Annotated in this window: 23 protein-coding genes; 9 read left to right on the top strand and 14 right to left on the bottom strand. The window is 57.4% G+C overall.

The genetic code is table 11. The features are described 5' to 3' along the window. Positions 1 to 87: 87 nt before the first annotated feature. From RRU01S_RS02680 to exaC, 3 genes are all read left to right on the top strand, one after another. Entirely contained in the window at positions 88 to 2,160 is a 2,073-nt protein-coding gene (locus RRU01S_RS02680) for a putative bifunctional diguanylate cyclase/phosphodiesterase (RefSeq protein ID WP_045228680.1), read from the top strand. Between the two features lie 84 nt (positions 2,161 to 2,244). Beyond that, complete coding sequence (locus tag RRU01S_RS02685) at positions 2,245 to 3,204, top strand: helix-turn-helix domain-containing protein (protein WP_045228774.1); 960 nt, start codon at positions 2,245 to 2,247, stop codon at positions 3,202 to 3,204. A gap of 150 nt (positions 3,205 to 3,354) precedes the next feature. Further along, the gene (gene exaC / locus RRU01S_RS02690; protein WP_045228681.1) at positions 3,355 to 4,872 is read left to right on the top strand and encodes an acetaldehyde dehydrogenase ExaC; all 1,518 of its coding nucleotides are present in this window, start codon (positions 3,355 to 3,357) and stop codon (positions 4,870 to 4,872) included. 81 nt (positions 4,873 to 4,953) lie between these two features. On the opposite strand, the gene RRU01S_RS02695 is transcribed toward exaC, so the two are convergent. The 6 genes from RRU01S_RS02695 to lgt all read right to left on the bottom strand — a co-directional run bounded on the left by RRU01S_RS02695 (position 4,954) and on the right by lgt (position 10,935). After that, on the bottom strand, positions 4,954 to 5,886 hold the full coding sequence (locus tag RRU01S_RS02695; protein WP_045228682.1) for a ribose-phosphate pyrophosphokinase: 933 nt from the start codon (positions 5,884 to 5,886) through the stop codon (positions 4,954 to 4,956). 241 nt (positions 5,887 to 6,127) lie between these two features. Beyond that, on the bottom strand, positions 6,128 to 6,832 hold the full coding sequence (locus RRU01S_RS02700) for a hypothetical protein (RefSeq protein WP_045228683.1): 705 nt from the start codon (positions 6,830 to 6,832) through the stop codon (positions 6,128 to 6,130). An 84-nt stretch (positions 6,833 to 6,916) separates the two neighbouring features. Beyond that, positions 6,917 to 8,068 carry a M24 family metallopeptidase gene (locus RRU01S_RS02705; protein WP_045228684.1) on the bottom strand — a complete coding sequence of 384 codons (1,152 nt, stop codon included), beginning with the start codon at positions 8,066 to 8,068 and terminating at the stop codon, positions 6,917 to 6,919. A 1-nt stretch (position 8,069) separates the two neighbouring features. After that, positions 8,070 to 8,864, bottom strand: coding sequence for a peptidoglycan editing factor PgeF (gene pgeF, locus RRU01S_RS02710; RefSeq protein ID WP_045228685.1), 795 nt, complete (start codon positions 8,862 to 8,864; stop codon positions 8,070 to 8,072). Between the two features lie 146 nt (positions 8,865 to 9,010). Beyond that, positions 9,011 to 10,111 (bottom strand): class I SAM-dependent methyltransferase, encoded by a 1,101-nt coding sequence (locus tag RRU01S_RS02715; RefSeq protein ID WP_045228686.1) that lies wholly within the window; start codon positions 10,109 to 10,111, stop codon positions 9,011 to 9,013. Positions 10,112 to 10,125: 14 nt separating this feature from the next. Continuing rightward, complete coding sequence (gene lgt, locus RRU01S_RS02720; protein ID WP_045228775.1) at positions 10,126 to 10,935, bottom strand: prolipoprotein diacylglyceryl transferase; 810 nt, start codon at positions 10,933 to 10,935, stop codon at positions 10,126 to 10,128. 307 nt (positions 10,936 to 11,242) lie between these two features. Here lgt and RRU01S_RS02725 point away from each other — a divergent pair, with 307 nt between their 5' ends. The 4 genes from RRU01S_RS02725 (at position 11,243) to RRU01S_RS02740 (ending at position 13,675) form a co-directional block, all read left to right on the top strand. Then, positions 11,243 to 11,506, top strand: coding sequence for an accessory factor UbiK family protein (locus RRU01S_RS02725; protein WP_045228687.1), 264 nt, complete (start codon positions 11,243 to 11,245; stop codon positions 11,504 to 11,506). Between the two features lie 452 nt (positions 11,507 to 11,958). Continuing rightward, a complete protein-coding gene (locus RRU01S_RS02730) occupies positions 11,959 to 12,459 on the top strand; it encodes a type III secretion system chaperone family protein (protein ID WP_045228688.1) in 501 nt (166 codons plus the stop codon). Between the two features lie 4 nt (positions 12,460 to 12,463). Then, complete coding sequence (proC, locus tag RRU01S_RS02735) at positions 12,464 to 13,282, top strand: pyrroline-5-carboxylate reductase (protein ID WP_045228689.1); 819 nt, start codon at positions 12,464 to 12,466, stop codon at positions 13,280 to 13,282. Between the two features lie 51 nt (positions 13,283 to 13,333). Then, a complete protein-coding gene (locus RRU01S_RS02740) occupies positions 13,334 to 13,675 on the top strand; it encodes a tRNA-binding protein (protein WP_045228776.1) in 342 nt (113 codons plus the stop codon). A 19-nt stretch (positions 13,676 to 13,694) separates the two neighbouring features. Here RRU01S_RS02740 and RRU01S_RS02745 read toward each other — a convergent pair whose 3' ends face one another. The 4 genes from RRU01S_RS02745 to RRU01S_RS02760 form a co-directional block, all read right to left on the bottom strand. After that, a complete protein-coding gene (locus tag RRU01S_RS02745) occupies positions 13,695 to 15,074 on the bottom strand; it encodes an ATP-binding protein (RefSeq protein WP_045228690.1) in 1,380 nt (459 codons plus the stop codon). A gap of 30 nt (positions 15,075 to 15,104) precedes the next feature. Beyond that, complete coding sequence (locus RRU01S_RS02750; RefSeq protein WP_045228691.1) at positions 15,105 to 15,818, bottom strand: response regulator; 714 nt, start codon at positions 15,816 to 15,818, stop codon at positions 15,105 to 15,107. A 2-nt stretch (positions 15,819 to 15,820) separates the two neighbouring features. Next, on the bottom strand, positions 15,821 to 16,348 hold the full coding sequence (locus RRU01S_RS02755; RefSeq protein ID WP_108722539.1) for a MarR family winged helix-turn-helix transcriptional regulator: 528 nt from the start codon (positions 16,346 to 16,348) through the stop codon (positions 15,821 to 15,823). Positions 16,349 to 16,614: 266 nt separating this feature from the next. Then, positions 16,615 to 17,214: a DUF1236 domain-containing protein gene (locus RRU01S_RS02760; RefSeq protein ID WP_045228693.1), complete on the bottom strand. Its 600-nt coding sequence runs from the start codon at positions 17,212 to 17,214 to the stop codon at positions 16,615 to 16,617. Positions 17,215 to 17,409: 195 nt separating this feature from the next. Here RRU01S_RS02760 and RRU01S_RS02765 point away from each other — a divergent pair, with 195 nt between their 5' ends. Then, a complete protein-coding gene (locus RRU01S_RS02765; RefSeq protein ID WP_045228777.1) occupies positions 17,410 to 18,102 on the top strand; it encodes an MBL fold metallo-hydrolase in 693 nt (230 codons plus the stop codon). Positions 18,103 to 18,193: 91 nt separating this feature from the next. On the opposite strand, the gene RRU01S_RS02770 is transcribed toward RRU01S_RS02765, so the two are convergent. From RRU01S_RS02770 to RRU01S_RS02785, 4 genes are all read right to left on the bottom strand, one after another. Beyond that, complete coding sequence (locus tag RRU01S_RS02770; RefSeq protein ID WP_042617292.1) at positions 18,194 to 18,409, bottom strand: cold-shock protein; 216 nt, start codon at positions 18,407 to 18,409, stop codon at positions 18,194 to 18,196. 436 nt (positions 18,410 to 18,845) lie between these two features. Then, positions 18,846 to 19,745, bottom strand: coding sequence for a DMT family transporter (locus RRU01S_RS02775; protein ID WP_045228694.1), 900 nt, complete (start codon positions 19,743 to 19,745; stop codon positions 18,846 to 18,848). Between the two features lie 131 nt (positions 19,746 to 19,876). Then, the gene (locus tag RRU01S_RS02780) at positions 19,877 to 20,185 is read right to left on the bottom strand and encodes a hypothetical protein (protein ID WP_131367749.1); all 309 of its coding nucleotides are present in this window, start codon (positions 20,183 to 20,185) and stop codon (positions 19,877 to 19,879) included. A 171-nt stretch (positions 20,186 to 20,356) separates the two neighbouring features. Further along, a complete protein-coding gene (locus RRU01S_RS02785; protein WP_045228695.1) occupies positions 20,357 to 21,259 on the bottom strand; it encodes an EAL domain-containing protein in 903 nt (300 codons plus the stop codon). A 208-nt stretch (positions 21,260 to 21,467) separates the two neighbouring features. Here RRU01S_RS02785 and RRU01S_RS02790 point away from each other — a divergent pair, with 208 nt between their 5' ends. Beyond that, positions 21,468 to 22,670 (top strand): pyridoxal phosphate-dependent aminotransferase, encoded by a 1,203-nt coding sequence (locus tag RRU01S_RS02790; protein ID WP_045228696.1) that lies wholly within the window; start codon positions 21,468 to 21,470, stop codon positions 22,668 to 22,670. Positions 22,671 to 22,690 lie beyond the last annotated feature (20 nt).

Here is a 22,690-nt window from a genome sequence, read left to right on the forward strand (position 1 = left end):
ATTAATTCCTGCTTATCCACGTCGGTAAACGCGCTAAAAACCTGATCAATGTACGGTAGCGCACACTTCAACTTTTGCGTGATGCCGATGTACCAAATCCTGAACTGTCTTGCCGTCGCTCATGACTTTCGTTTTACGATAACGGCCGTCACTATCTGCCTGTTGGGATGTCTGTTGACGATGCGTCTGTTCATACGGGCGCGTCAAGCCAGCGCCATTCAGCGTGCGAACTGGCTGTTTTTGACCGGTATGATCGGTGGTGTCACGATCTGGACGACGCATTTCGTTGCAATGCTGGGCTATCAAAGCCATGGCATCATTGGATTTCTTCCGGCATTGACCGGCTTGTCTCTTTTGATTGCCATTGCCGCCACAATGGCGGGGTTTGCCGTGGCGACCTATGGTGGACAGACCCCGCTGGTGGAAGCTGGCGGCTTGATCATCGGGGTCGGGATTGCCTGTATGCATTATACCGGCATGGCGGCCTACATCGTGCAGGGACAGATCGTCTGGGATCAGACCTATGTCATCGCCTCGCTTGTTCTAAGCGCTGTTTTCGGCGTTCTGGCAACCAGCAGGATCGTACGGCCAATAAGTCGGCTTTGTAAATATGGCGGCATGACGTCTCTCGTCCTGGCGATTGGCACAACGCATTTTACCGGCATGACCGCTATCTCTGTCGTGTTCGACCCCTCAGTCATCATACCCACCACGCTGGTGTCTCCAAGCGTCATGGCCAGCGCTGCCGTGATGATTACATTCGTTCTTCTGGCCGTGGGTTTTTCGACCTATGTCATCGATACGGAAAGCAGCATGCAGGCGGTTGCGCGGTATCGCCATCTCTCCTTGCACGATGCTCTGACGGGCATTCCCAACCGTGCGGCCTTTCACGAGCATCTGAACGGCTTGTTGACGCGAAGCGCCGATCCAACCGCACGGATCGCGCTTTTATCTTTCGATCTTAATCGCTTCAAGGAAATCAACGATGTTCATGGACATGGCGCGGGCGATGCCGTGTTACGCGCTTTGGCAGATCGGATGACGAGTGCTCTGGCGCCGGGCGAATTTATCGCGCGTATGGGCGGCGACGAGTTTGTCGCGGTGCTGCATCGGCACTATTCGAAATCGGACGTACTGGAGTTTGCACGGCGGCTTCTGGCCGAGGTCGTCAAGCCCGTCGAATGGGAAGAGACGGTTTTATCGGTCGGCGCCAGTATCGGCGTTTCGGTGGCCGGTTCGGGTTTAAAAAACGCCGACACGTTGATTTCACAAGCCGATGTCGCAATGTACCGCGCCAAGGGCGACGTGAGCGGTACCATCTGCTTTTACGATAAATCCATGGATGACGCCTCGCGTGCACGCAACGCGCTTGCGATCAGCATGCGCTCGGGTCTCGCCAGGGGTGAATTCGAGCTTTACTTCCAGCAGCAGAACGACACCTCGACGAGCCAGATCATCGGTTTCGAGGCTCTGCTGCGCTGGAACCACCCGAAACGCGGATTGATCTCTCCAGTCGAGTTCATTCCGATTGCGGAAAAGACGGGCTTCATCATCGAGATGGGGGAGTGGGTTCTTCGCGAAGCCTGTTTTGAGGCCGTGCGTTGGAAAAATCCGCTCGACATCGCCGTTAATGTCGCGCCCTTGCAGCTTTCCGATTCCGACTTCGTTCACAAGGTCAAGCGTAGCCTCCACGATAGTGGGCTGGAGCCGCGAAGGCTTGAACTTGAGATCACCGAAAGCGGTATTCTTGCCGACTACCGCCATGCACTGGTCACGATCCGCAGCCTCAAGGCTCTTGGTGTTCGCATCGCCATGGATGACTATGGTACGGGTTATTCGTCGCTCTCGACGCTGCAGAATTTTCCATTCGACAAGATCAAGATCGACCGCGGCTTTGTGGAGGAATTGGCGACGAACATCCAGTCTCAGGCCATCGTTCGATCGACCCTGATTTTAGCCAACAGCCTCAATATTCCGGTGCTCGCTGAAGGTGTTGAGACGGCTGAACATATGGAGTTCTTGTTGCGCGAGGGATGCCAGCATGTTCAGGGCTTCTATTTCGGGCGTCCGGGACCAGCCTCTACGATTGATGACATCGTGAACCTGGATGTCGATGACGATATGGTCGAAGATCGTGCGGCGCTGCCAATGGCGAGCTAAATCGCATCGATGCGGATAACGCTTTTTTTCATTGAAAGAGAAGCACATCAGGCGCACCATCCCGATAAATCTCGGGAGGAGACGATGTCCAACAGCACGGCCCATGCGGACCATGTGTATCAAAGCGCCAGCCAGCCTTCTGCGGCAGCCAGTTCGCCGATCATCGCGTCATGGCGACGGTGCATGACGATGCACCACCTTGCACCGGAACAAAGCAGCGAGCCGATCTTTCTCGCCGATGCCGAATTTCGCCGGGCGCGGGAAATCTCAGCGGGTCTGATCGCCGAAAGCGCTGACGAGTTGGACCGCATTTTTCTAAGCGTCGGCAAGGCTGGATGTTGCCTGCTTCTGACGGATGCGGATGGTGTGGCGCTCGAACGACGTGGGGCTGCCACTGACGATCAGGATTTTCGCCAGCTGGGACTATGGTCCGGTGCCGTCTGGAGCGAGGCGAGTGTCGGCACCAACGGTATCGGCACGGCATTGGCTGATGAGCGCTGCGTGACCATCTATCGCGACCAGCATTTCTTTTCGTCCAATATCAACCTCTGCTGCACGACAGCACCCATTCGCGATCACCTGGGGCACGTCACCGGTGCGCTGGATATTTCGACCTGCCGGGATGACGTCAATGATCTGACGTTCTCGATGCTGACCCAGGCGGTACGCGACGCGGCACAACGCATTGAGGGCAACCTGTTCCGTCGCGCTTTTCCCGGCGCGCGTATTCTTATGCTGCCTTCGGGTCATTCGGCGACACTGTCGCTTCTGGCGGTGGATCAGGACGACATCATTTTGGGCGCAACGCGGGCTGCAAGGCAGGCGTTGCGGTTGGACGATGCGCATCTGGCCGCTGGTATTCCAGCCTCCGACGCGCTGCGGGAGGAGCGGCACGACAAGGGCGCGGAGCTTGCGGATGCGGAGCGCGCCGCCCTTCGCCGCGTCCTGTCACGTGCGGATGGCAATGTTACCAAGGCCGCATCATTGCTGGGCATCAGCCGGGCCACGCTTCATCGCAAGATGAAGAAACTGGCGGTTCACTAAGTCAGTTGCATTCATAGGTTGTGCTGTCGCAGATGTGAAACACTGTGCACTGCGGTATTGGGCCCGCGCCCTATCAATCTCCGAATTCTGCGCCCACCTTCCTGCCACGCGGTCTGACGAGGATCGCATTTCATCAGGGAGGATGAACTCATGAACATTCAAGTCCAGCAAAAAGTTGGCGAAGCGCCGTTTAAGCAGAAATACGGCAACTATATTGGCGGCGCGTGGGTCGAGCCAAAATCCGGCCGCTATATGGACAACCTGTCGCCCGTGACAGGCCAGAAGATTTGCGAAGTTCCGCGTTCGGACGCCAGCGATATCGAATTTGCGCTCGATGCCGCCCACAAGGCCCGTGCCGCATGGGGCAAGACGAGCGCAACCGAGCGCTCCAATATGCTTCTGAAAATCGCCCAGCGCATCGAAGATAATCTCGAGCTGATTGCCCGCGCCGAGACGTGGGACAATGGCAAGCCGCTGCGCGAGACCACCAATGCCGACATTCCACTTGCCATTGATCACTTCCGTTATTTCGCTGGCTGCATCCGCGCCCAGGAAGGTTCGATCGGTCAGATCGACAACGATACGGTTGCCTATCATTTCCACGAACCGCTAGGCGTCGTTGGCCAGATCATTCCGTGGAACTTCCCGATCCTGATGGCGACATGGAAGCTGGCACCGGCACTGGCTGCCGGTAACTGCGTGGTGCTGAAGCCTGCCGAGCAGACGCCAGCGTCTATTCTGCTGGTCATGGAGCTGATCGAGGATTTGCTGCCGCCCGGCGTCGTCAACATCGTCAACGGTCTCGGCACCGAAGCAGGCAAGCCGCTTGCGCAGAGCAGCCGTATCGCCAAGATCGCCTTTACCGGTTCGACCTCCGTCGGCAAGGAAATCATGCGCTATGCGGCCGATAACATCACCAACATCACGCTGGAACTGGGCGGCAAGTCGCCGAACATCTTCTTTGCCGACGTGATGAATGAGGATGATGCCTTCCTCGACAAGGCGCTCGAAGGCTTTGCGATGTTTGCGCTGAACCAGGGCGAAGTCTGCACATGCCCATCCCGCGCGCTGGTGCACGAATCCATCTATGACCGTTTTATGGAAAAGGCGATCAAGCGTGTCGAGGCGATCAGCCAGGACGACCCGTTGAATGCATCGACCATGATCGGCGCTCAGGCTTCGCAAGAGCAGTTCGACAAGATCATGAGCTATCTTGAGATCGGCAAAAAGGAAGGCGCGAAGGTACTGACCGGCGGCGACAAGAAATCGCTCTCTGGCAATCTCAAGGACGGTTTCTACATCCAGCCGACGGTTTTCGAAGGCAACAATAAGATGCGCGTGTTCCAGGAGGAAATCTTCGGGCCCGTCGTCTCCGTCACGACCTTCAAGACGGTCGATGAAGCCATCGAGATCGCCAATGACACGGTCTATGGTCTCGGTGCTGGTGTCTGGAGCCGCGATACCAACCTGGCTTATCGGGCAGGGCGGGGTATCGAAGCCGGTCGCGTCTGGACCAATTGCTACCATGCCTATCCCGCCGGTGCCGCTTTCGGCGGTTACAAGCAGTCGGGCATTGGTCGCGAAACCCACAAGATGATGCTTGATCACTATCAGCAGACCAAGAACCTGCTGGTCTCCTACAGCCCTAACAAGCTTGGCTTCTTCTGAGGCCAAGTTTTCGATAATCCTAAACAGCAAAAAGCCGGAGCAGATGCTCCGGCTTTTTCATTCTTCAAAGAATGCAATTGATCAGTCGAACAGGCCCGATACCGACTGTTCCATCGCCGTGCGGTTGATCGCTTCACCCAGCAGCGTGGCTGTGGTGATCACGCGGATATTGTGGGCGGACTGCACGGCCGTCGTTGGCTGAATGCTGTCGGTGATGACGAGTTCGCGCAGCTTGGAAGAGGCCACGCGAGCGACGGCTCCACCCGAAAGAACGCCGTGGGTGATGTAAGCGGTGACGCTGGTCGCGCCGTTCTTGAGAAGGGCTTCAGCCGCATTGCACAGCGTACCGCCGGAATCGACGATGTCGTCCATCAGCAGGCAGTCTTTGCCAGTCACATCACCGATGACATTCATCACCTCGGATTCACCCGGACGATCACGGCGCTTGTCGACGATGGCCAGCAGACAGTCCAGGCGTTTTGCCAATGAGCGAGCACGAACCACGCCGCCGACGTCAGGGGAAACGACCATGACGTTCTTCGTGTCGTAGTGTTCCTTCACGTCTCGCGCCAGAATGGGGGCTGCGAAGAGGTTGTCGGTTGGGATATCGAAGAAGCCCTGAATCTGGCCGGCGTGCAGGTCGAGCGTCAGAACGCGGTCGGCACCGGCTTCGGTGATCAGATTGGCGACGAGCTTTGCGGAAATCGGGGTACGGGGACCGGCTTTGCGATCCTGGCGGGCGTAGCCGAAATAGGGGAGAACGGCGGTGATGCGCTTTGCCGATGAACGACGCATGGCGTCGATCATGATCAGCAGTTCCATCAGGTGATCGTTTGCCGGGAAAGACGTGGACTGAACAAGGAAGACATCCTCGCCACGCACGTTTTCAGAGATTTCGACGAAGATTTCCTGGTCCGCAAACCGCTTTACAGTGGCATTTCCAAGAGGGACATTCAGATACTTGCAGATCGCTTCGGCCAGATGCCGGTTCGAATTGCCTGCGAAAACCTTCATTGTTGCCGCCTGTTTTAATGCCATCGCCTGAGATCCGACAGAGGTGATCTCTGTGGTCCGCGTGTCGTTCAACGGGAAGGAATACCCGACCCGAAGGGTGCCGGACACGCCGTTTTGCCATGGGCGCCTTAATAGCGGGGTTGCCCGTGAATGCAAGAGCTCTAAGGGGGTTACCCTTAATTTTCGTGAAAACTTTGTGACTTAACCGGCGTTGGCGATGTTCCCCGCCATTTCAGGTTGTTTATCCAGAGTGAGCCTGCTTCCAGGACTGATAATCGGTGAGCGTCTTGGCTGCAATTTTCTGCATGGCGGTATCCGTCACGCCGGCCCAGGGATCTGACCCGCGCGCGGGCACCGTTTCCTGCCCCTGCAAGCGATGAAGTCGGGCGCCATTGGCGTCCAGAATGTCCCATACGTAGACGATGGTGACGTTTCCGCCGTCGGCAAAAGCGGAGAGATAGCCCTTCAGAATATTTTCGGCCGAGGTATCGGAGGAGGGCCGGATGGTCAGCCCTTTTGCCCGTGCTTCCGCACCAAGCTGCCGCGACAGAGGGGTTACGGCCTGAACCGGCGCCCCGATGATGGGTAAAAAGCGGATCGTGTCTGACGAGGAGCCTGAAGGCAGAGCGGCCGTTCGGGTTTGTGGCTGCGCTGGCGCTGGCTGCTGTGCCGCAACCGGCTCACCATATTGTGCGCCGCTTGACATGGCCTGTGCCTGCGCCTGCCGGCTGTTTTGCGGCGCGTAAGCCGGAACTTGCGAGGATACACCGGATGGAGACCGGTCGGCTGCAGCCGCCATCTGGTCCAGATCGCCTTGGTTGACCGGGGTGGACTGCACGTTGCTATGGCCGACATCCACCTGCGGGGTCAGCGCATCTGTCGTGTTGCAAGCCGATAGAGCGAGGGCAAGGCCGGGAATTGCCATGACCAACCCTAGCCGCCGCATGCCGTATATCCCCTCATGAAATGCTCCGTCGTTCCCTGATCGACGGCAATGTAAGGTTCGATCTCGACACGAGTCAAATCGAGATTAGACCGTCAGCATATCCAGGCTATGGCGCGATAGCGATTCCGGAGCACCTTCCGTGGTGAGATAGGTTTGTCCCAGCGTCATGGCGGCCCCTGAGTCGCTGTCCATAATGATCATATGGACGAACAGCGTCATGTTCGGCAGAATGTCCTGCGTGTTGCCAGCATAGAACATCTGGTGCTCCATCCATGAAGGCGAGAAGCGGGCACCCAGCGAATAACCGCAGGCATTGAGGCGATGCCGCGTCAGGCCGCGCTCGTCCATGATACGGGCGTGAACGTCGAAGACATCGCCGAACGTATTGCCAGGGCGCAAGACTTCTTCGATGGCGCGGATGTTTTCGGCGCAGGCGTTGTAGAGCTCCTTGTGGCGAAACTCGGGCTCACCAATGACGATGGTGCGCATCATGGCCGCATGATAATGCGCGCTGACCCCCGCCCATTCCAGCGTCAACTGGTCTTTCGCATCCAGCTTGCGGCGACCGGCCTTGTAACGGCACAAAAGCGCGTCGGGGCCGGAGCCGATGATGAATTCGTTGGCGGGATAGTCACCGCCACCGGCAAAGACGGCACCTTGCATGGCAGCGAGGATGTCCGCTTCGTCAGCGCCTGCCGCCACAATCTTGAGGGCTGCATCCAAGGCATCATCGGCCAGTTCACCGGCGCGCTTCGCATAGGCCACCTCGGCGGGGCTTTTGACGAGCCTGAGACCGCTGACGACAGCCGAGGCATCGATGACCTGGGCAAAGCTCGCCAGCTGGTTGTCGAGCAGGCGCGCGACGCGTCCCGTCATGCCGTGGGTATCGAATTCGATACCGATGCGGCAGCCGAGCAAATCCATGTCGCTCAGCAGGTTTTTCAGGTCGAGCGTCGGGTCGGCGTTGAGGCGATCTACCCAGATGACGATATTTTCGATGTTGGAGGTCTGACGCGCCTGGCGAAGATCGGCCGAGCGGGTCAGAAGCGTCATGGTGCCATCGGCTTTGACAATCAGCGTCTGGAAAAAGCAGTAGCCGAAGGTGTCGTAGCCGGTCAGCCAGTACATGCTTTCCTGGGCAAACAGCAGGATGGCATCCAGCTTTTCTTCCGCCATCTTGTCGGTCAGGCGGGTGCGGCGTGCTTCGAATTCGGCAGCATCGAAGTGCAAGGCCATATCAGTTCTCCAGAATTGCTATTGCTGAAATCTGCCGTCCGTAGTCCGGTTCGCCGCGATGTGTCGTGCGGCGATAGGAATAGAAGCTGTCCTCATCCGGGTAGGTGCAGAGATCGAGATTTTCAGCGGTCACGCCTGCGGCAATCAGCCGGTCTATCGTCAGTTGCTTGAGATCAAAGAAAGCGTGTCCCGCATTGGGGGAGGGCGAGAAATAGACGGCGTGGGCAGGGCTCATCTCTCTCAAGCTTTCCACACGCTCCGGACCGACTTCGTAATTCTCGCGGCTGATCGATGGACCAAGACTGGCGACGATCCGCTCGCGTGTTGCGCCCAGCGCGATCATCGCCTCGACGGTGTTTTCCAGAACGCCTGACACGGCACCTTTCCAGCCCGCATGGGCCGCACCCACCACTTGCGCTTGCGCGTCGGCAAACAGGATCGGCCCACAATCGGCACTCAGCACACCGATGACGATGCCGGGCGTAGCCGTGACCATGGCGTCGGCCTCCGGGCGCTCGCCATGGTAATGTTCGTCGATCACGATGACATCGGGCGAATGCATCTGGTGCACAGTCGCCAGTTTCTCGACCGGCATGCCGAACCACGAAGCGACGCGTTTTCTGTTTTCCATTACGGATTGGCGCACGTCGTGAGATCCCAGTCCGACATTCAGGCCACGATAGATTCCTTCCGAGACACCGCCGTGACGGGTGAAGAACCCATGGCGGATGGACTTGCCTGAAGATGTGGCAAGGAGAGGGCTTTGAAGGGGAAGCGGCAGCGTTTCGTCCTGCATGACAGTATCAATCCTTGGCGATGTCGCTGATTTCGAAACGAATAGTCGCGAGCGAGTGTTTCCGATAAAGCGCATCTCTCGGGATGCAGACGGCAGTTTTGACTGCTTCGAATTGGCGCGATGTTGGCCCAAGGCCGGTGCTCGTGTCAATCCAGCGGGCGGAACGGCAGCAGATGGACCGGTGTGCTGGACACGGCAAGCACCTTGAAGAGTTCACCCATCTTGCCTGCACCTTCACCCGCCAGCCGGTTGACGGCCTCGGCGATTTCCATTGTCTGGTCGGGGTCCGCCTTGGCGGCCAGCGCTTCGGCGCGTTCTCGAAGGCCCAGGCCATACAGGAAATCTCCCTGCGGCAGGCAGCCATTGACGTGAGCGCCATGTCGTTCGGCCGTTTTCATCAGGCTTTCGAAATCCACATGGCTGGTCAGATCGGCTTCGCCGGGGTGGGCCAGAACCGGATCGTACTCATGCATGCGCAAAGCCTGCAACGTGTCGCCGTAACCCGAAACGATATAGCCGTAATCGATGATGACGGCCACGCCGCCCTGGCTCTTCAGCCGCTGGGCAATCGCTGCCATGACGGCTTCGCGGGCAGGGGAATATTCGAAAATTGTGCCGACGGGCTGGCGTTCTGGCAAAGGTGGCAGCAGCTCGGGATCGATGCTTGCCAGTCCGGCGGTGAAAATAAGCTCGTCATCGGCATCCATCGCCACCACCCGCTCGCGAAAGCCCTGCGGTGTCTTGACGAATTGGCGGATGGGAATGGCGTCGAATAGCTCGTTGGCGGCAATCAGCAAAAAGCCCGGCGGCACGTCATCGAAGCTTTCGTGCCAGACGATCTTGTCGCCGTGGATGGCCAGTGTCTGCTGCTGCGTTTCCGTCAATCTCGGGCTGGTTTCCACGAGATGCACGCTCATGCTTTCATACAGCGGTGGCGCGATGCGCTGGATGACCCGCAGCATATCTGCCATCATCGTGCCGCGTCCCGGGCCGATTTCCACCAGCCGCACGGGCGCAAGCGTGCCGTGCCTGTGCCACGCGTGAACGATGAAGACACCGAGCATCTCGCCGAAAAGCTGGCTGATCTCAGGTGCTGTGACAAAATCTCCGGTGCGGCCGAAGGGCTGGCGGGTCTTGTAGTAACCGTGTTCGGGGTCCGCGAGGCAAAGCGCGAAAAAGTCGGTGACGCTCATCGGTCCGTTGAGACGGATGAGGGATTTGATGCGGCGTGCGAGCGGTGTCGGCATGGTGTACCCGGTTCCTATGCTGCGGAAGCGCGGCGCGCCCGTACAACTGCCCAGACGCCTAGAAGGAACATGGGTGCTGAGAGAACCATGCCCATGGTCAACCAGTTCCCGGCGAGATAGCCGATCTGCGCATCCGGCTCGCGGAAAAACTCAACCAGGATGCGCGACAGCGCGTAACCGCAGACGAAAACGCCTGTCACGGTGCCGGGGTGCTTCAAGGCCTTGAAGCCATAAATCAGGATGGCAAGGGCGATCAGCAGGATGATGCCTTCAAGCCCGGCTTCGTAAAGCTGGCTTGGGTGGCGGGGAAAAGGACCACCGGTCGGGAAGACGAAGGCCCATGGCACATCGGTCAGCCGTCCCCACAATTCGCCGTTGACGAAATTTGCGACGCGGCCGAAAAACAGGCCGATGGGCGCGACGGCTGCAATGATGTCGAACATGCTCCAGGTAGGGATGCCGTTGCGGCGCGCAAACATCAGCATTGCGATTGTGGTGCCGATCAAGCCGCCATGAAACGACATGCCGCCGTTCCAAATCTGCAAGGCGCGGATCGGATTGGCGAGAACGGCGCCCATATCGTAAAACAGGATATAGCCGATGCGACCGCCCAGCACGATGCCGGCTGCGGCCCAGACAATGAAATCATCAAGATGCACGGGGGTGATGGGCGATTTGTCATGCGGCCACAAACGGTCGGTGAGGCTCAGCTGCCGCGCATAATACCAGCCCAGCATGATGCCGAAGACATAGGCGATGCCATACCAGTGAATGGGCAACGGCCCGAGATTGAATGCCACCGGATCGATATTCGGATAAGGCATGATCGAGAACTGGGCCAGTGGTGCAAACAATTCGCGTATTCCATCGTCATTGGGTTGAAGTCAAAGAACTTTAGAGTGTTCCGGTTAACAGTCGGATATCTCTGTCATACTTTTCCCGGGCGCGAAAATGGCGACTGAAACAGGTCTGGTCAAGGCTATTCTTCGGCGCAATTATGGCGGCATTCGAGGCGTTTGGCGCAGGAAAGCATCCTGATTTCGCTTGCAAGGCGACAAGTGAGTGCCTACCTGAGATGCATGACCCGGAAGAGCAACTGACCTTTCCAGATATTGACAAGGAAACAGCACCATGACGACGACCGGAACAAACCGAATTTTCGACGAATTCGCAAAGCTGATGACAGACGCGGCAGGCGCCGCCCAAGGCATGCGCAAGGAAGTCGAATCCGCTTTTCACGCGCAGGCCGAGCGTTGGCTGAACAGCCTCGATCTGGTCAAGCGCGAAGAGTTTGAGGCGGTGCGCGAGATGGCCATTCAGGCCCGTGATGAGAACGATGCCCTGCGGGCACGTATCGAAGCGCTCGAAGCGAAGTCTTCCACGACCGCTTCTTAAGCCGTTTTTACCTGCGTTGATTCTGATGCCGGGCCTTCCCCAAGGTCCGGCATTTTTCGTTTTTGTATCGTTTCGAAGCAGTTTGCGCCGGAGTGGGGATTCGGAAGCGTCAAGCAAGCGATTTCATTCAGTTTTTTTTAACGTCTGTGGAAACACCCGAAAAACACAATTGGCAGAGTCAGTTATGACTCACAACTGAGGTTTCGTACGAGGAGATATACACAGTTCTGATTGCAAAAGCGGTTCTGTGGGGGTGGCGCGGGGACTCGCTCGTTATACACTGATTTTCAATGATGATTCGAAACGAACTCCGTAAGCTCCAGACAGGTTTAGTGCGTTAATCTGGCAGTGTCGGGCATCATCCATAAGTATTGTAACCCGGCATTTGCGTGTGCGTTTTTGTGCCTTTGCGTACGAGAAACAACATTCAATTCCGGCTGAGAAGGTGCCGTATGAGCCTAATGGAATTTGAAGTCGAGCGTCACTCCAACCCGGTCGATATGATCGAGTTCGTTGCCGCGTCCAACGACTGGTCGTTCGAGCGCTCCGGCGAAGATGAAATCGCCATGACGGTCGAAGGCCGCTGGGCCGATTATCATGTCTCCTTCTCGTGGATGGAGCAGTTCGAAGCGCTGCATCTGGCCTGCGCGTTCGACATCAAGATCGCCGATCACCGGGTCAACGAAGTCATCCGCCTTCTGGCGCATGTCAACGGACAGACGCTGATGGGTCACTTCGATCTGTGGCGTCAGGAAGATGTCGTCATTTTCCGGCAATCGCTGTTGCTGGCAGGCGGTGCTGAGCCGACGAACCAGCAGGTCGAAGTGCTGCTCTCCAGCGCGCTTGAAGCTTGCGAACAGTATTTCCAGGCATTCCAGTTCGTCGTGTGGTCCGGCATGGAAGCCAAGGCTGCGATGGAAGCGGCCCTCTTCGAAACCGTCGGGGAAGCTTGAACGCATGGTATCGCTGACATCCGGTCCGCTCGTTCTCATCGGCGCTGGCAATATGGGCGGTGCACTTCTGTCCGGTTGGTTAAAAAAAGGCGTGACGGGCTCTTCGATCATCGTGATCGATCCCGGCCCGTCGGATGCGATGAAAAGCGTTATCGCTGAAGCCGGTGCGACGCATCTGACCGAAGCGCCGAAGGATACCATCGCTGCTATTCTGTTTCTGGCAATCAAGCCGCAGCTGATGGATGTCGTTTTGCCATCCCTGCGATCGCTCGTTGGCCCGCAAACCGTTGTCGTGTCGATTGCGGCCGGTACGACATTGTCCGGCATCGAAGCGCATCTTGGCAAGAACGCCTCCATTCGCGCGATGCCGAATACGCCTGCCATGGTTGGCCGTGGCGTGACGGGCGCTTACGCCAACACATCCGTTACCGAGCCTCAGCGTGCGCTGGTCGAGACCCTGCTCAAGGTCAGCGGTCCGGTGGAATGGGTTGCGACCGAAGCCGATATTGACGCGGTGACGGCCGTTTCCGGCAGTGGCCCCGCCTATGTATTTTATCTCGTGGAATGCATGGCAGAGGCAGGCCGTAAACTCGGTCTGCCGGCGGACCTCGCCATGCGTCTTGCACGGGAAACCGTCGCGGGGGCTGGTGAACTGCTTCATCAGTCCCCCGAAGAGGCTTCACGTCTGCGCAAGAACGTGACGTCGCCGGGTGGAACGACGGCTGCGGCTCTTTCCGTTCTGATGGCCGATGACGGCATGCAGCCGCTGTTCGACAAGGCCATCGCGGCAGCGCAGAAGCGCGCTAACGAACTGGCTCTGTAAGCTGAGCGACGGTTTCAGCATTCCGTTGCGTGCCTGTAAGGATATTGGATGATGAGCGAAGAGATCACTTACGCGGATTTCGAAAAGGTCGATATTCGTGTTGGCACCATCATCGAAGCTGAGCCCTTTCCCGAAGCACGCAAGCCTGCGTTCAAGCTCAAAATCGATTTCGGACCCGAGATCGGTATCAAGAAATCATCCGCGCAGATTACCGTTCACTACACGCTGGACAACCTTGTTGGTCGCCAAGTCTTGGGCGTCGTCAATTTTCCACCGCGACAGATCGGCCCCTTTCGCTCCGAAGTCCTGACATTGGGCTTTGCGGACAAGAACGGCGACATCGTTCTCGCCTCTGTGGAGCAGGCCGTTCCCAACGGCGAGAAGATGTGCTGAAAATCCAGCCTTGTGACACTCAGGCTGGAATTTTCACCATCACCCGGAGACCACCCAAGGGGCTGTCATCCAATGTCACGTCGCCGCCATGGCTGCGGGCGATGTCGCGGACGATGGAGAGACCCAGCCCCGTGCCGGAGGCATTGAGATTGCGGGCTTCGTCCAGCCGGTAAAACGGCTTGAACACGTCCTCGCGCGCTTCCTCGGGTACACCCGGCCCATCATCGTCAAACACCAGTGTGATCGATTTGGGTGCCCGGCGGAGTTCGATCTCAAGCGTGTTGGCATAGCGGGCTGCATTGGCGGCCAGATTGCCGATCAGGCGTGAAAAAGCGCCGGGACGAACGTTGAGTTCTTCGACACCGTGCAGATCATAACGAAGCGTCTTGCCCAACATTTGGAAATCATTGCTCATCTTGTCGAGGAGGGGTTTGAGATCAAGCGTTCCGACGCTTTCCTCCGCATCGTCACGCGCGAAGGCGAGGTAGGCTTCCAGCATGGACTGCATGTCGTCCACGTCCTTGTCGAGGCCTTCCAGATCGGGATTGTCACTTGCCAGGGCCAGCTGGAGTTTGAAGCGGGTGAGAATGGTGCGAAGATCGTGGCTGACGCCGTTCAGCATGGCGGTGCGCTGTTCCATCTGCCGCTCGATGCGTTCGCGCATCAGGATGAAGGCAAGGCCGGCGCGGCGCACTTCGTCCGCACCACGGGGGGAATAGGCCGTGATCTTCTGGCCGCGACCGAAGCTTTCCGCTGCTTTTGCCAGTGCTAGAATGGGTCTGATCTGGCCGCGCAAAAACAGAATGGATATGCCCAGCAGCACCAGCGAAGCGCCACCCATCCACACAAGGAAGATGTGGGTGTTGGAGGCATAGGCCTGACTGCGGCGTGTGAAGACGCGCAATGTCTTGTTTTCCAGCTGAATGCGGATTTCGACGAGCGCTCCGTTTCCGAACGTATCCAGCCAGAACGGCTTGCCGATCTGCTCGCGAATCTGATCGGCAAGGATGGTATCGAGAATGGAGAAAAAGGGCTGCGGTCGCGGCTCGGGCAGGTCGGTCTTGGGTTCGATATAGACGCTTAAATCAAGCCGGTCGCGGGCAATGCGGATGACACGCTGGTAGTCGTCTTCCTCCGGGTCTGTCTCGATGAGTTCGATGATGGCAGCGATATCACGCGTTACGGCTGCCGAGAGACGCTCCGTCACCAGTTGCCAGTGGCGTTCCATGAACACGGCTGCGACGACCACCTGAAGCAGGACCATGGGAAGGATGATGATCAGCAACGAACGGGTATAGAGACCGGTCGGCAGCCAGTGGCGAAGCCAACGGGTGAAGAAGCGCCACGCACGGGCCGGTGCCGTGCTTCTCATGGAATTCACGAGCTTGAGGTTTTCCATTTTCCGCCTATGCGATGATGGGGCGTCTTGTCAGTCTACACTGAGACGGTAGCCGATGCCGCGCACGGTCTGCAAGTAGACCGGATTTGCGGGGTCGTCTTCGATCTTGCGGCGCAGGCGGTTGATCTGCACGTCGATCGTGCGCTCTCCCACGTCCGCGTCCGCATCCACCAGTTCGTGGCGTGGAATGGTGTCACCGGCTCGCAAGGCAAACAGCATCATGATGTCCTGTTCACGATCCGTTAGCCTGATGATTTCGGCTCCGCGCCGCAGTTCTTTGCGTGGAACGGAGAAATTATAGGGTCCGAAGATGATCTGCTCCACCTTCGGTGCATCGGGTGACGCATTGCGTCTCAGAATATTGTTGATGCGCAGCACCAGTTCGCGCGGGTCGAAGGGTTTTGCCAGATAATCGTCCGCACCAGCCTCAAGACCGGCAATGCGGGAATCGGCTTCCGAGCGGGCAGTGAGTAGAATGACAGGGACGGATTTGTTTTCGTTGAGGGAGCGGGTGAGCGACAGGCCGTTTTCACCGGGCATCATGACATCGAGAATAAGGAGATCGAAACGGATACCCTGCATCTTGCGTCGCGCCTCGGCGGCGTCGGCTGCGGCTGTGATGCGGTATCCCTTTTCGCCGAGGAAGCGCTGGAGAAGATCGCGAATACGGGCATCGTCATCGACGATCATGAGGTGAGGGGCATCATCTTCGGCCAGTGGCTGTTTGGTCGTGCCGTTTTGCATGATCACTCCTTGACCTCGAGGGTCTGGTCATTGGCTGCCGTATGACCTGCGACGGGATCACGCATGCGGGCCAGAAACTCTCGCACGGATGCCCGTGCCTCAGGCTGCATGCCTTGCAGGGCGCGGTCGATGCGCCTGGATTGCGGGTCACTCAGCGCAAGCGCCAGTTCGCGTCCCGTCAAAGTGGGGTAGAGCCTGCGCTGGCGGCGGTCTTCGGGTCCTGCCATCTGGCGGATATAGCCATCATCGATCAGCTGTTTCAACACGCGCGCAAGGCTCTGCTTTGTGATCTGCAACGTGTCGAGAAGATCGGCAACGGTCATGCCGGGGTTGCGGCAGACGAAATAGACGACACGGTGATGGGCTCTGCCATATTCCAGTTTGGACAGGATGACATCCGGGTCGGACACGAAATCGCGGTAAGCGAAAAAGAAGGCTTCGATCGTGTCGAAGTCGATCTTGCTGTCATCGACATGGGGAAGAGCTGGGCCCTGTTTAACGGCAGCCTTTTTCATCGATTGGGCAGGCACTGTCGCTCCTTTTTACTGCATCCAAAACCGTGCAGCGCAAACGCGCTGCAATCCGTTCACCTCGCCGTCGAAACCAAACTCATGGCACGAGATGGCGGACACTAGCCCAAAAACAATGTCGCCGGGAGGACATTGCCGATCATTTTCTGTTGCGTTCGATAATATGCCGATGAACCCACATCAACGGAATTGTGCATGTGGCTGGACACGAACGCAAAAAGAGCGCGGAATGACCGCGCTCATTGAGTTGGCAAGGGTGCCAAAGATCATTCGTAGACGTAGACGATCCGGCGTGTGCTCGGCTCGACCAGAACGGTACGGTCGTTGACGCGAACATAGCGATATTCGTAATCGGGAATGTTGGTCAGACGCGCGTCGGCTGGAACCATGCCGCCGATGGCCACATCGCCGTCGATGGTCACGACTTCACCGGGGTGAGCATCAACATAGGTCATGACCTGTTCTGGCGGATCGACTTCACCGACGCGACCGAGGTTCGGATCGCCTGGGTTAGGCTCTGCCTGAACGTCAGATGTCTTCTCGTAGGTCACGACGGGGACGTTAACGTCAGAGCGACGCTCGCGCAGGATCACTGGCGCGCCTTCATACATAACGTTGAGATAATCGGCATTGGCCCAACCGCGTACACCGTTCACCTCGATGCGGCACCATTCGCTGCCATCCATGCAACCATCCAGCACAGCCTCGCTGCCGCGCGTGGCAAGACCCACTTCGGGGTAATCCTCGCCAGGGCCGGACCGGACAGAAACGTCTGATGCTGTGGTGGCGACCATTGCCGCGTTCGCATATCCTGCGAGCAGCGCAAAAGCGCCACCGGCGATCATGACTTTAAACCTGTTGTTCATATGTCTCACTCCTTTGAAGACTGCGGCATGAACGCACGAGGTGCGGGTCTGTTCCCAATTCCGTGATTGCTAAAGTTGCACATGGACGGCACCACCCGCCCGTTTTGCAATGCTGAGAGAGGTGCGAGTTTCATTGTGCGGTGGCGTTTGCCGGTTTATAGAGAGCCCGTTGTTTTCGAAGAGAAGGATGAAATCATGGGTAAGTTACAGGCGGGCATCATTCCCGTGACGCCGTTCCAGCAGAACTGCACCATCCTCTTCGATGAAGACACCAAGGAAGGCGTGATCGTCGATCCCGGCGGGGATGTGGATGTCATCATCCAGACGGTGACCGAAAACGGCGTGACGCTGAAGGAGATCTGGCTGACGCACGGGCATCTCGACCATGCCGGTGGCGCCAAGGAGCTGAAGGAAAAGCTGTCGCTGTCCATCATCGGCCCACATGAAGACGACAAGCCGCTTCTGGAACGCATCGAAATCCAAGCGCAGACCTATGGCATTCCCGGTCTCCAGAGCGTGCTGCCGGATCGCTGGCTGACGGACGGTGATACGGTTTCGTTTGGCGAGCATCATTTCGAGGTTCTGCATTGCCCAGGCCACGCGCCGGGCCACGTGATCTATTACAATCGCGCCCAGGCTTTCGCGCATGTGGGCGACGTTCTGTTTTCAGGATCGATCGGTCGCACCGACCTTCCAGGCGGCAACCACGAGCAATTGCTGGCCTCCATCCGCGACAAGGTTATGCCTTTGGGTGACGAGGTCGGTTTTATCTGTGGCCATGGTCCCGGCGGACGGATTGGCGAAGAGCGCCGGACGAACCCTTATCTGCAAGGGATTTATGCAGATCAGAAAGGTGCTGAGTCAGAAGGCACGGTCAAACCCGCGTAATCAGCCTTCCGGCGCAGATATTTGCGCGGCAGCTCACAAAAAAACCCGGCATTCCTGCCGGGCTTCAACGAGAAGAGAAAGTCGTTAGGGGTCAGCCATCAATCTGGAGATTGACTGCCTTCGGTCCCTTGCCGCGACGATCCGGTTCAGTGTCGAAGCTTACTTTCTGGTTTTCTGAGAGTGCGGACAGGCCGGAAGCCTGTACGGCAGAGATATGAACAAAAATATCGGCGCCACCATTGTCTGGCTTGATGAAGCCGAAGCCCTTGTCGGTGTTGAAGAATTTAACGGTGCCAGTCTCGGCCATGCATCAGGTCCTTTTCGCTCTGCCCGTGTTCAGCTCCAGGCAGCATTACAGTTTTGCCCGTGAGGGCGTACGGCAGGCAGTTTCAGTTGAGAAAATGGACCTTGCGTGGAAAGCTTTTTTGACGTTCTGATCAACGTTATTGTGTCCCCGCCGCTCGAAGTTTTTGATCTCCGAAGCATTTATTTTATAGGCCTTCCCATGCTCGCAACTTGCCCGAACCCCAACAGATTGCTGTGTTTATTCAAAATTGGCAAGCAAAAGTTTTTAGACAAGCGGAGGCCTCGCAGCGGCTGTCAAAGCGGCTGACGACGGGACTGGCAGAATTTTTCTCATGCTTTCGATGTTCAGAAACGAAAACATCGCTGGCGATGGGATTTCACGTTTATTTTCGCGTGAAACGGTGAATTTTGTCTCACGGTAAAAGTCTAGAGACCCTTTATGTTTCAGCTATGACACTGTCTCGCCGCTTGAAGACCTCAGGCACCAATTCGACCAACAATATAGCCGCAAAAATGATTGCGCAGCCGATATAGCCTATTGCTGGAATTGTTTCCTGCAAAAAGATCGTCGCAAACAGGGCGCCGAACAGGGCCTCCGACGAGAGGAAGATCGCTGCCTGGGGTGCTGTCGTATAACGCTGCCCGATAACCTGAAGCACGAAGGCAAGGCCGGATGAGACCAGCCCGACATACAGGATTTCCTTTATGGACGCTGCGATGGCTGCCATATTGATCGGCTCGATGACAATGCCGATCAGAATGCTGAGAACCGCGCAGACCGCAAACTGGGCACATGACAGGGCAAGCGGACGATTGCTCTGCATGACGAAGCGACCCGCCAGCGTGATCTGGATCGCCCAGAAAACCGCACAGATGATGCTCAGCGTGTCGCCTATGGTCAGCCGGGTCATGCCGCCGCCCGACAGCAGGAAGATGCCGCACAGCATCATCAGCGCTCCCGGCCAGACGATCCAGTGCGGATTGCGGCGGTAGACGATGACGGCGATGACGGGCACGAAGATGACGTAGAGCGCCGTCAGAAAGCTGGAGTTGGTGACAGTCGTCGTCAACAGCCCGATCTGCTGGGTAATGGCCCCCAGAAACAAGGCGATACCGACAAGCATGAAGGTTTTGGTTTCAGCAAAGCTCGGCCGCGATTTCATCCGCCAGCTTTCCATCATCGCGAAGGGCAGGACGGCAAGGGCCGCAATCGCAAAGCGCAAGCCGACGAACCAGAATGGTCCGATGCTGGCCATGGCGGTCGATTGCGCGACGAAACCTCCACCCCAGATCGCGGCTGCGAGCAAGAGAACGAGGTTGGCCTGAATGCGCGTCATGAAACCACCAAAAGCAAAGAACGCGCAGTGGCGTCTTCTCGAAACTTCGATGTGCTCAAGACATCGATTTTGAATGGCTCTATCAGGTCAGGACGGGAAGAACAAGAATGGTAGCCTTGATGGGTTTTGCCTCAATGGCGACGCTGGCGGCCTGACGTTTCGCGGATGCTGTTGAGCGTCAAAACGATGCCGCCGACGGCCATGGTGACGAAGCCTGCGACCACCAGTCCGATGACGAAGATGCGATCGGATGCTTTCGAAATCGGTGCCGAAGCGATGGCCGAGGTCTGGATATAATCGATTTCATCGGCATGGGCGCTGGTGGCCAATCCGGCCGCCATGGTGATGATGACCATGAGAGCGGCTAATGCCATCCATAGCGAAAACAGGGTACGCTGGTTTCTCAGCCGGGCTGCCAAATTCCGATCATTGAGAAACATTGTCGACGTCCTTCGTGGTGTAGAAATGTCGGTGATGCAGAGGCGTGGCACAGTTCTGCGCGACATGCTTAAAAGAGCGTTTGAAATGGACGCCAAGTGGACCGAAATCGGACAGTTCGGCGCATTTATTGAGGCGATATCAAGGCAGAGCTTAACAGGATGTTAACGCCATCAAATTCCGCGTTTTCCGAAGGTTCGCACGGGTTTGAGGGCGGGAGTTTCATGCCCTGTGGCAAGGCGCGGTTTGGTTTCGGGCGTGGCGCGCGACTGGCTGGCAAACTCGGGAAAACGCTCGTTGAACGTCGTCGGCGCAAGCTCTGGTCTGGCCAATGCATAGCCCTGCATCAGCGCCACGCCAAGATCGACGCAAAGCTCGATTTCCTGCTCGTCCTCCAGGGCTTCGAAGACGGGCTCGATATGTTCCTTGGCGAACTGTTTGACGATGTGCCGCAAAAGGGCGGCACCAGCGGAATTGCGCATGAACTGGCGTGCCCATGCCGCCTCGAACTTCACATAGTCGGGTCGCATCAGCTTGACGCGCTCGATGTCGGAGTCACCAGCGCCGAAATCGGCAATGGCAACCCTAAAACCCATGGCGCGCATGTGATCGGCGAAATCCGCGACCAGCGTGGCGTCGGATGCGTTCTTCTCGGCGATTTCGCAGACGATCCGGTCTGGCGTCATGCCCGCCTCATGAGCGGACAGGCGCATGCGCTCCACTTCCTGGCGCATCTTGCCTGGCGTGCGAAAGAGGCCGGGATGGAAGTTGACGAAGATACGCGTGCGAGACCGTTCCAGTGCGCCGGTGTTGAGGATGTGGATCGTTCGCAAAATGCTGTCGATGGCCTCGATATCGTCGCCATGAACCTGGCGAAACAGCTGGGCAGGCGGAATGAGGTCCGACCCCTGATAGGGGCGCACCAGACCTTCAAAGGAATCGATATCGAGACGGCCGTTGGAGAGGCGGCGGAAGATGGGCTGGAGAGCGGATTTTAACGTGAACGCGCCATAGGTCGTGGACCAGGAGCCATCGGCTTCGCGCATCAGATTTGAGAAAATGCTTTTGGGTGCCACGGCGTTCTATCCGGGAAAATCATTTCAACGCGGACACCATAACATACAAAGCGTTACGCGCTAGTTAAGCAATGCTTAAAGTATGCCGATGGTAACGTTTTCATGGCATCTGCCCTTGAAACCCGGTACGTCTTTCGACATACCACTTTGCGCAGAAGGCGACAGCCGCAAACTTCTGCCGATGTCAATTTCAATAGGACCGATAAAAATGGCCTTCCTTGCCGACATTCTCTCCCGCGTAAAGCCCTCCGCCACCATCGCCGTTTCCCAGAAAGCCCGTGAATTGCAGGCCCAGGGTCGCGATGTGATTGGCCTCGGTGCAGGCGAGCCGGATTTCGATACGCCCGACAATATCAAGGAAGCCGCCATTGCCGCGATCAACGCCGGCAAAACGAAATACACGCCGATTTCGGGCATTCCCGAACTCCGCAAGGCGATTGCCGAAAAGTTCAAGCGCGAGAACGGTCTGGATTACAAGCCGGAGCAGACGATTGTCGGTACCGGCGGAAAGCAGATTCTTTTCAACGCCTTCATGGCAACGCTTAACCCCGGCGATGAAGTTATTATTCCAACACCTTACTGGGTCAGCTACCCGGAAATGGTGTCGATCTGCGGCGGTACGCCTGTCTTCGTTCACACCACGCTGGAAGGCAAGTTCAAGCTGACAGCGGAAGCACTGGAAAAGGCCATCACGCCCAAGACCAAGTGGTTCCTCTTCAACTCTCCATCCAACCCATCGGGCGCGGCCTACAGCCACGACGAGCTGAAGGCGTTGACGGACGTTCTGGTCAAGCACCCGCACGTCTGGGTTCTGACAGACGATATGTACGAGCACCTGACCTATGGCGACTTCAAGTTCGTGACGCCTGTGGAAGTGGAGCCTTCGCTCTATGACCGCACGCTGACCATGAACGGCGTGTCCAAGGCCTATGCAATGACCGGCTGGCGTATCGGTTATGCCGCAGGCCCGTTGCAGCTCATCAAGGCCATGGACATGATCCAGGGCCAGCAGACCTCCGGTGCGACATCCATCGCCCAGTGGGCTGCCGTAGAGGCGCTCAACGGCACGCAGGATTTCATTCCGGCCAACAAGAAAATCTTCGAAGGCCGTCGTGACCTCGTCGTGTCGATGCTGAACCAGGCCAAAGGCATCAATTGCCCGATGCCGGAGGGTGCGTTCTACGTCTACCCATCCTGCGCAGGCCTGATCGGCAAGACCGCACCTTCGGGTAAGGTGCTTGAAACCGACGAAGACTTCGTGACAGAGCTTCTGGAAACGGAAGGCGTTGCCGTCGTCCATGGCTCGGCCTTCGGCCTTGGCCCCAACTTCCGCATTTCCTACGCGACATCTGAGAAGTTGCTGGAAGAAGCCTGCAACCGCATCCAACGCTTCTGCGCCAACTGCCGCTAAGCACTGATTGAATTGAGGAA

The sequence above is a fragment of the Agrobacterium rubi TR3 = NBRC 13261 genome (genome assembly GCF_000739935.1).
In the GTDB taxonomy this organism is placed as follows: Bacteria; Pseudomonadota; Alphaproteobacteria; order Rhizobiales; family Rhizobiaceae; genus Agrobacterium; species Agrobacterium rubi.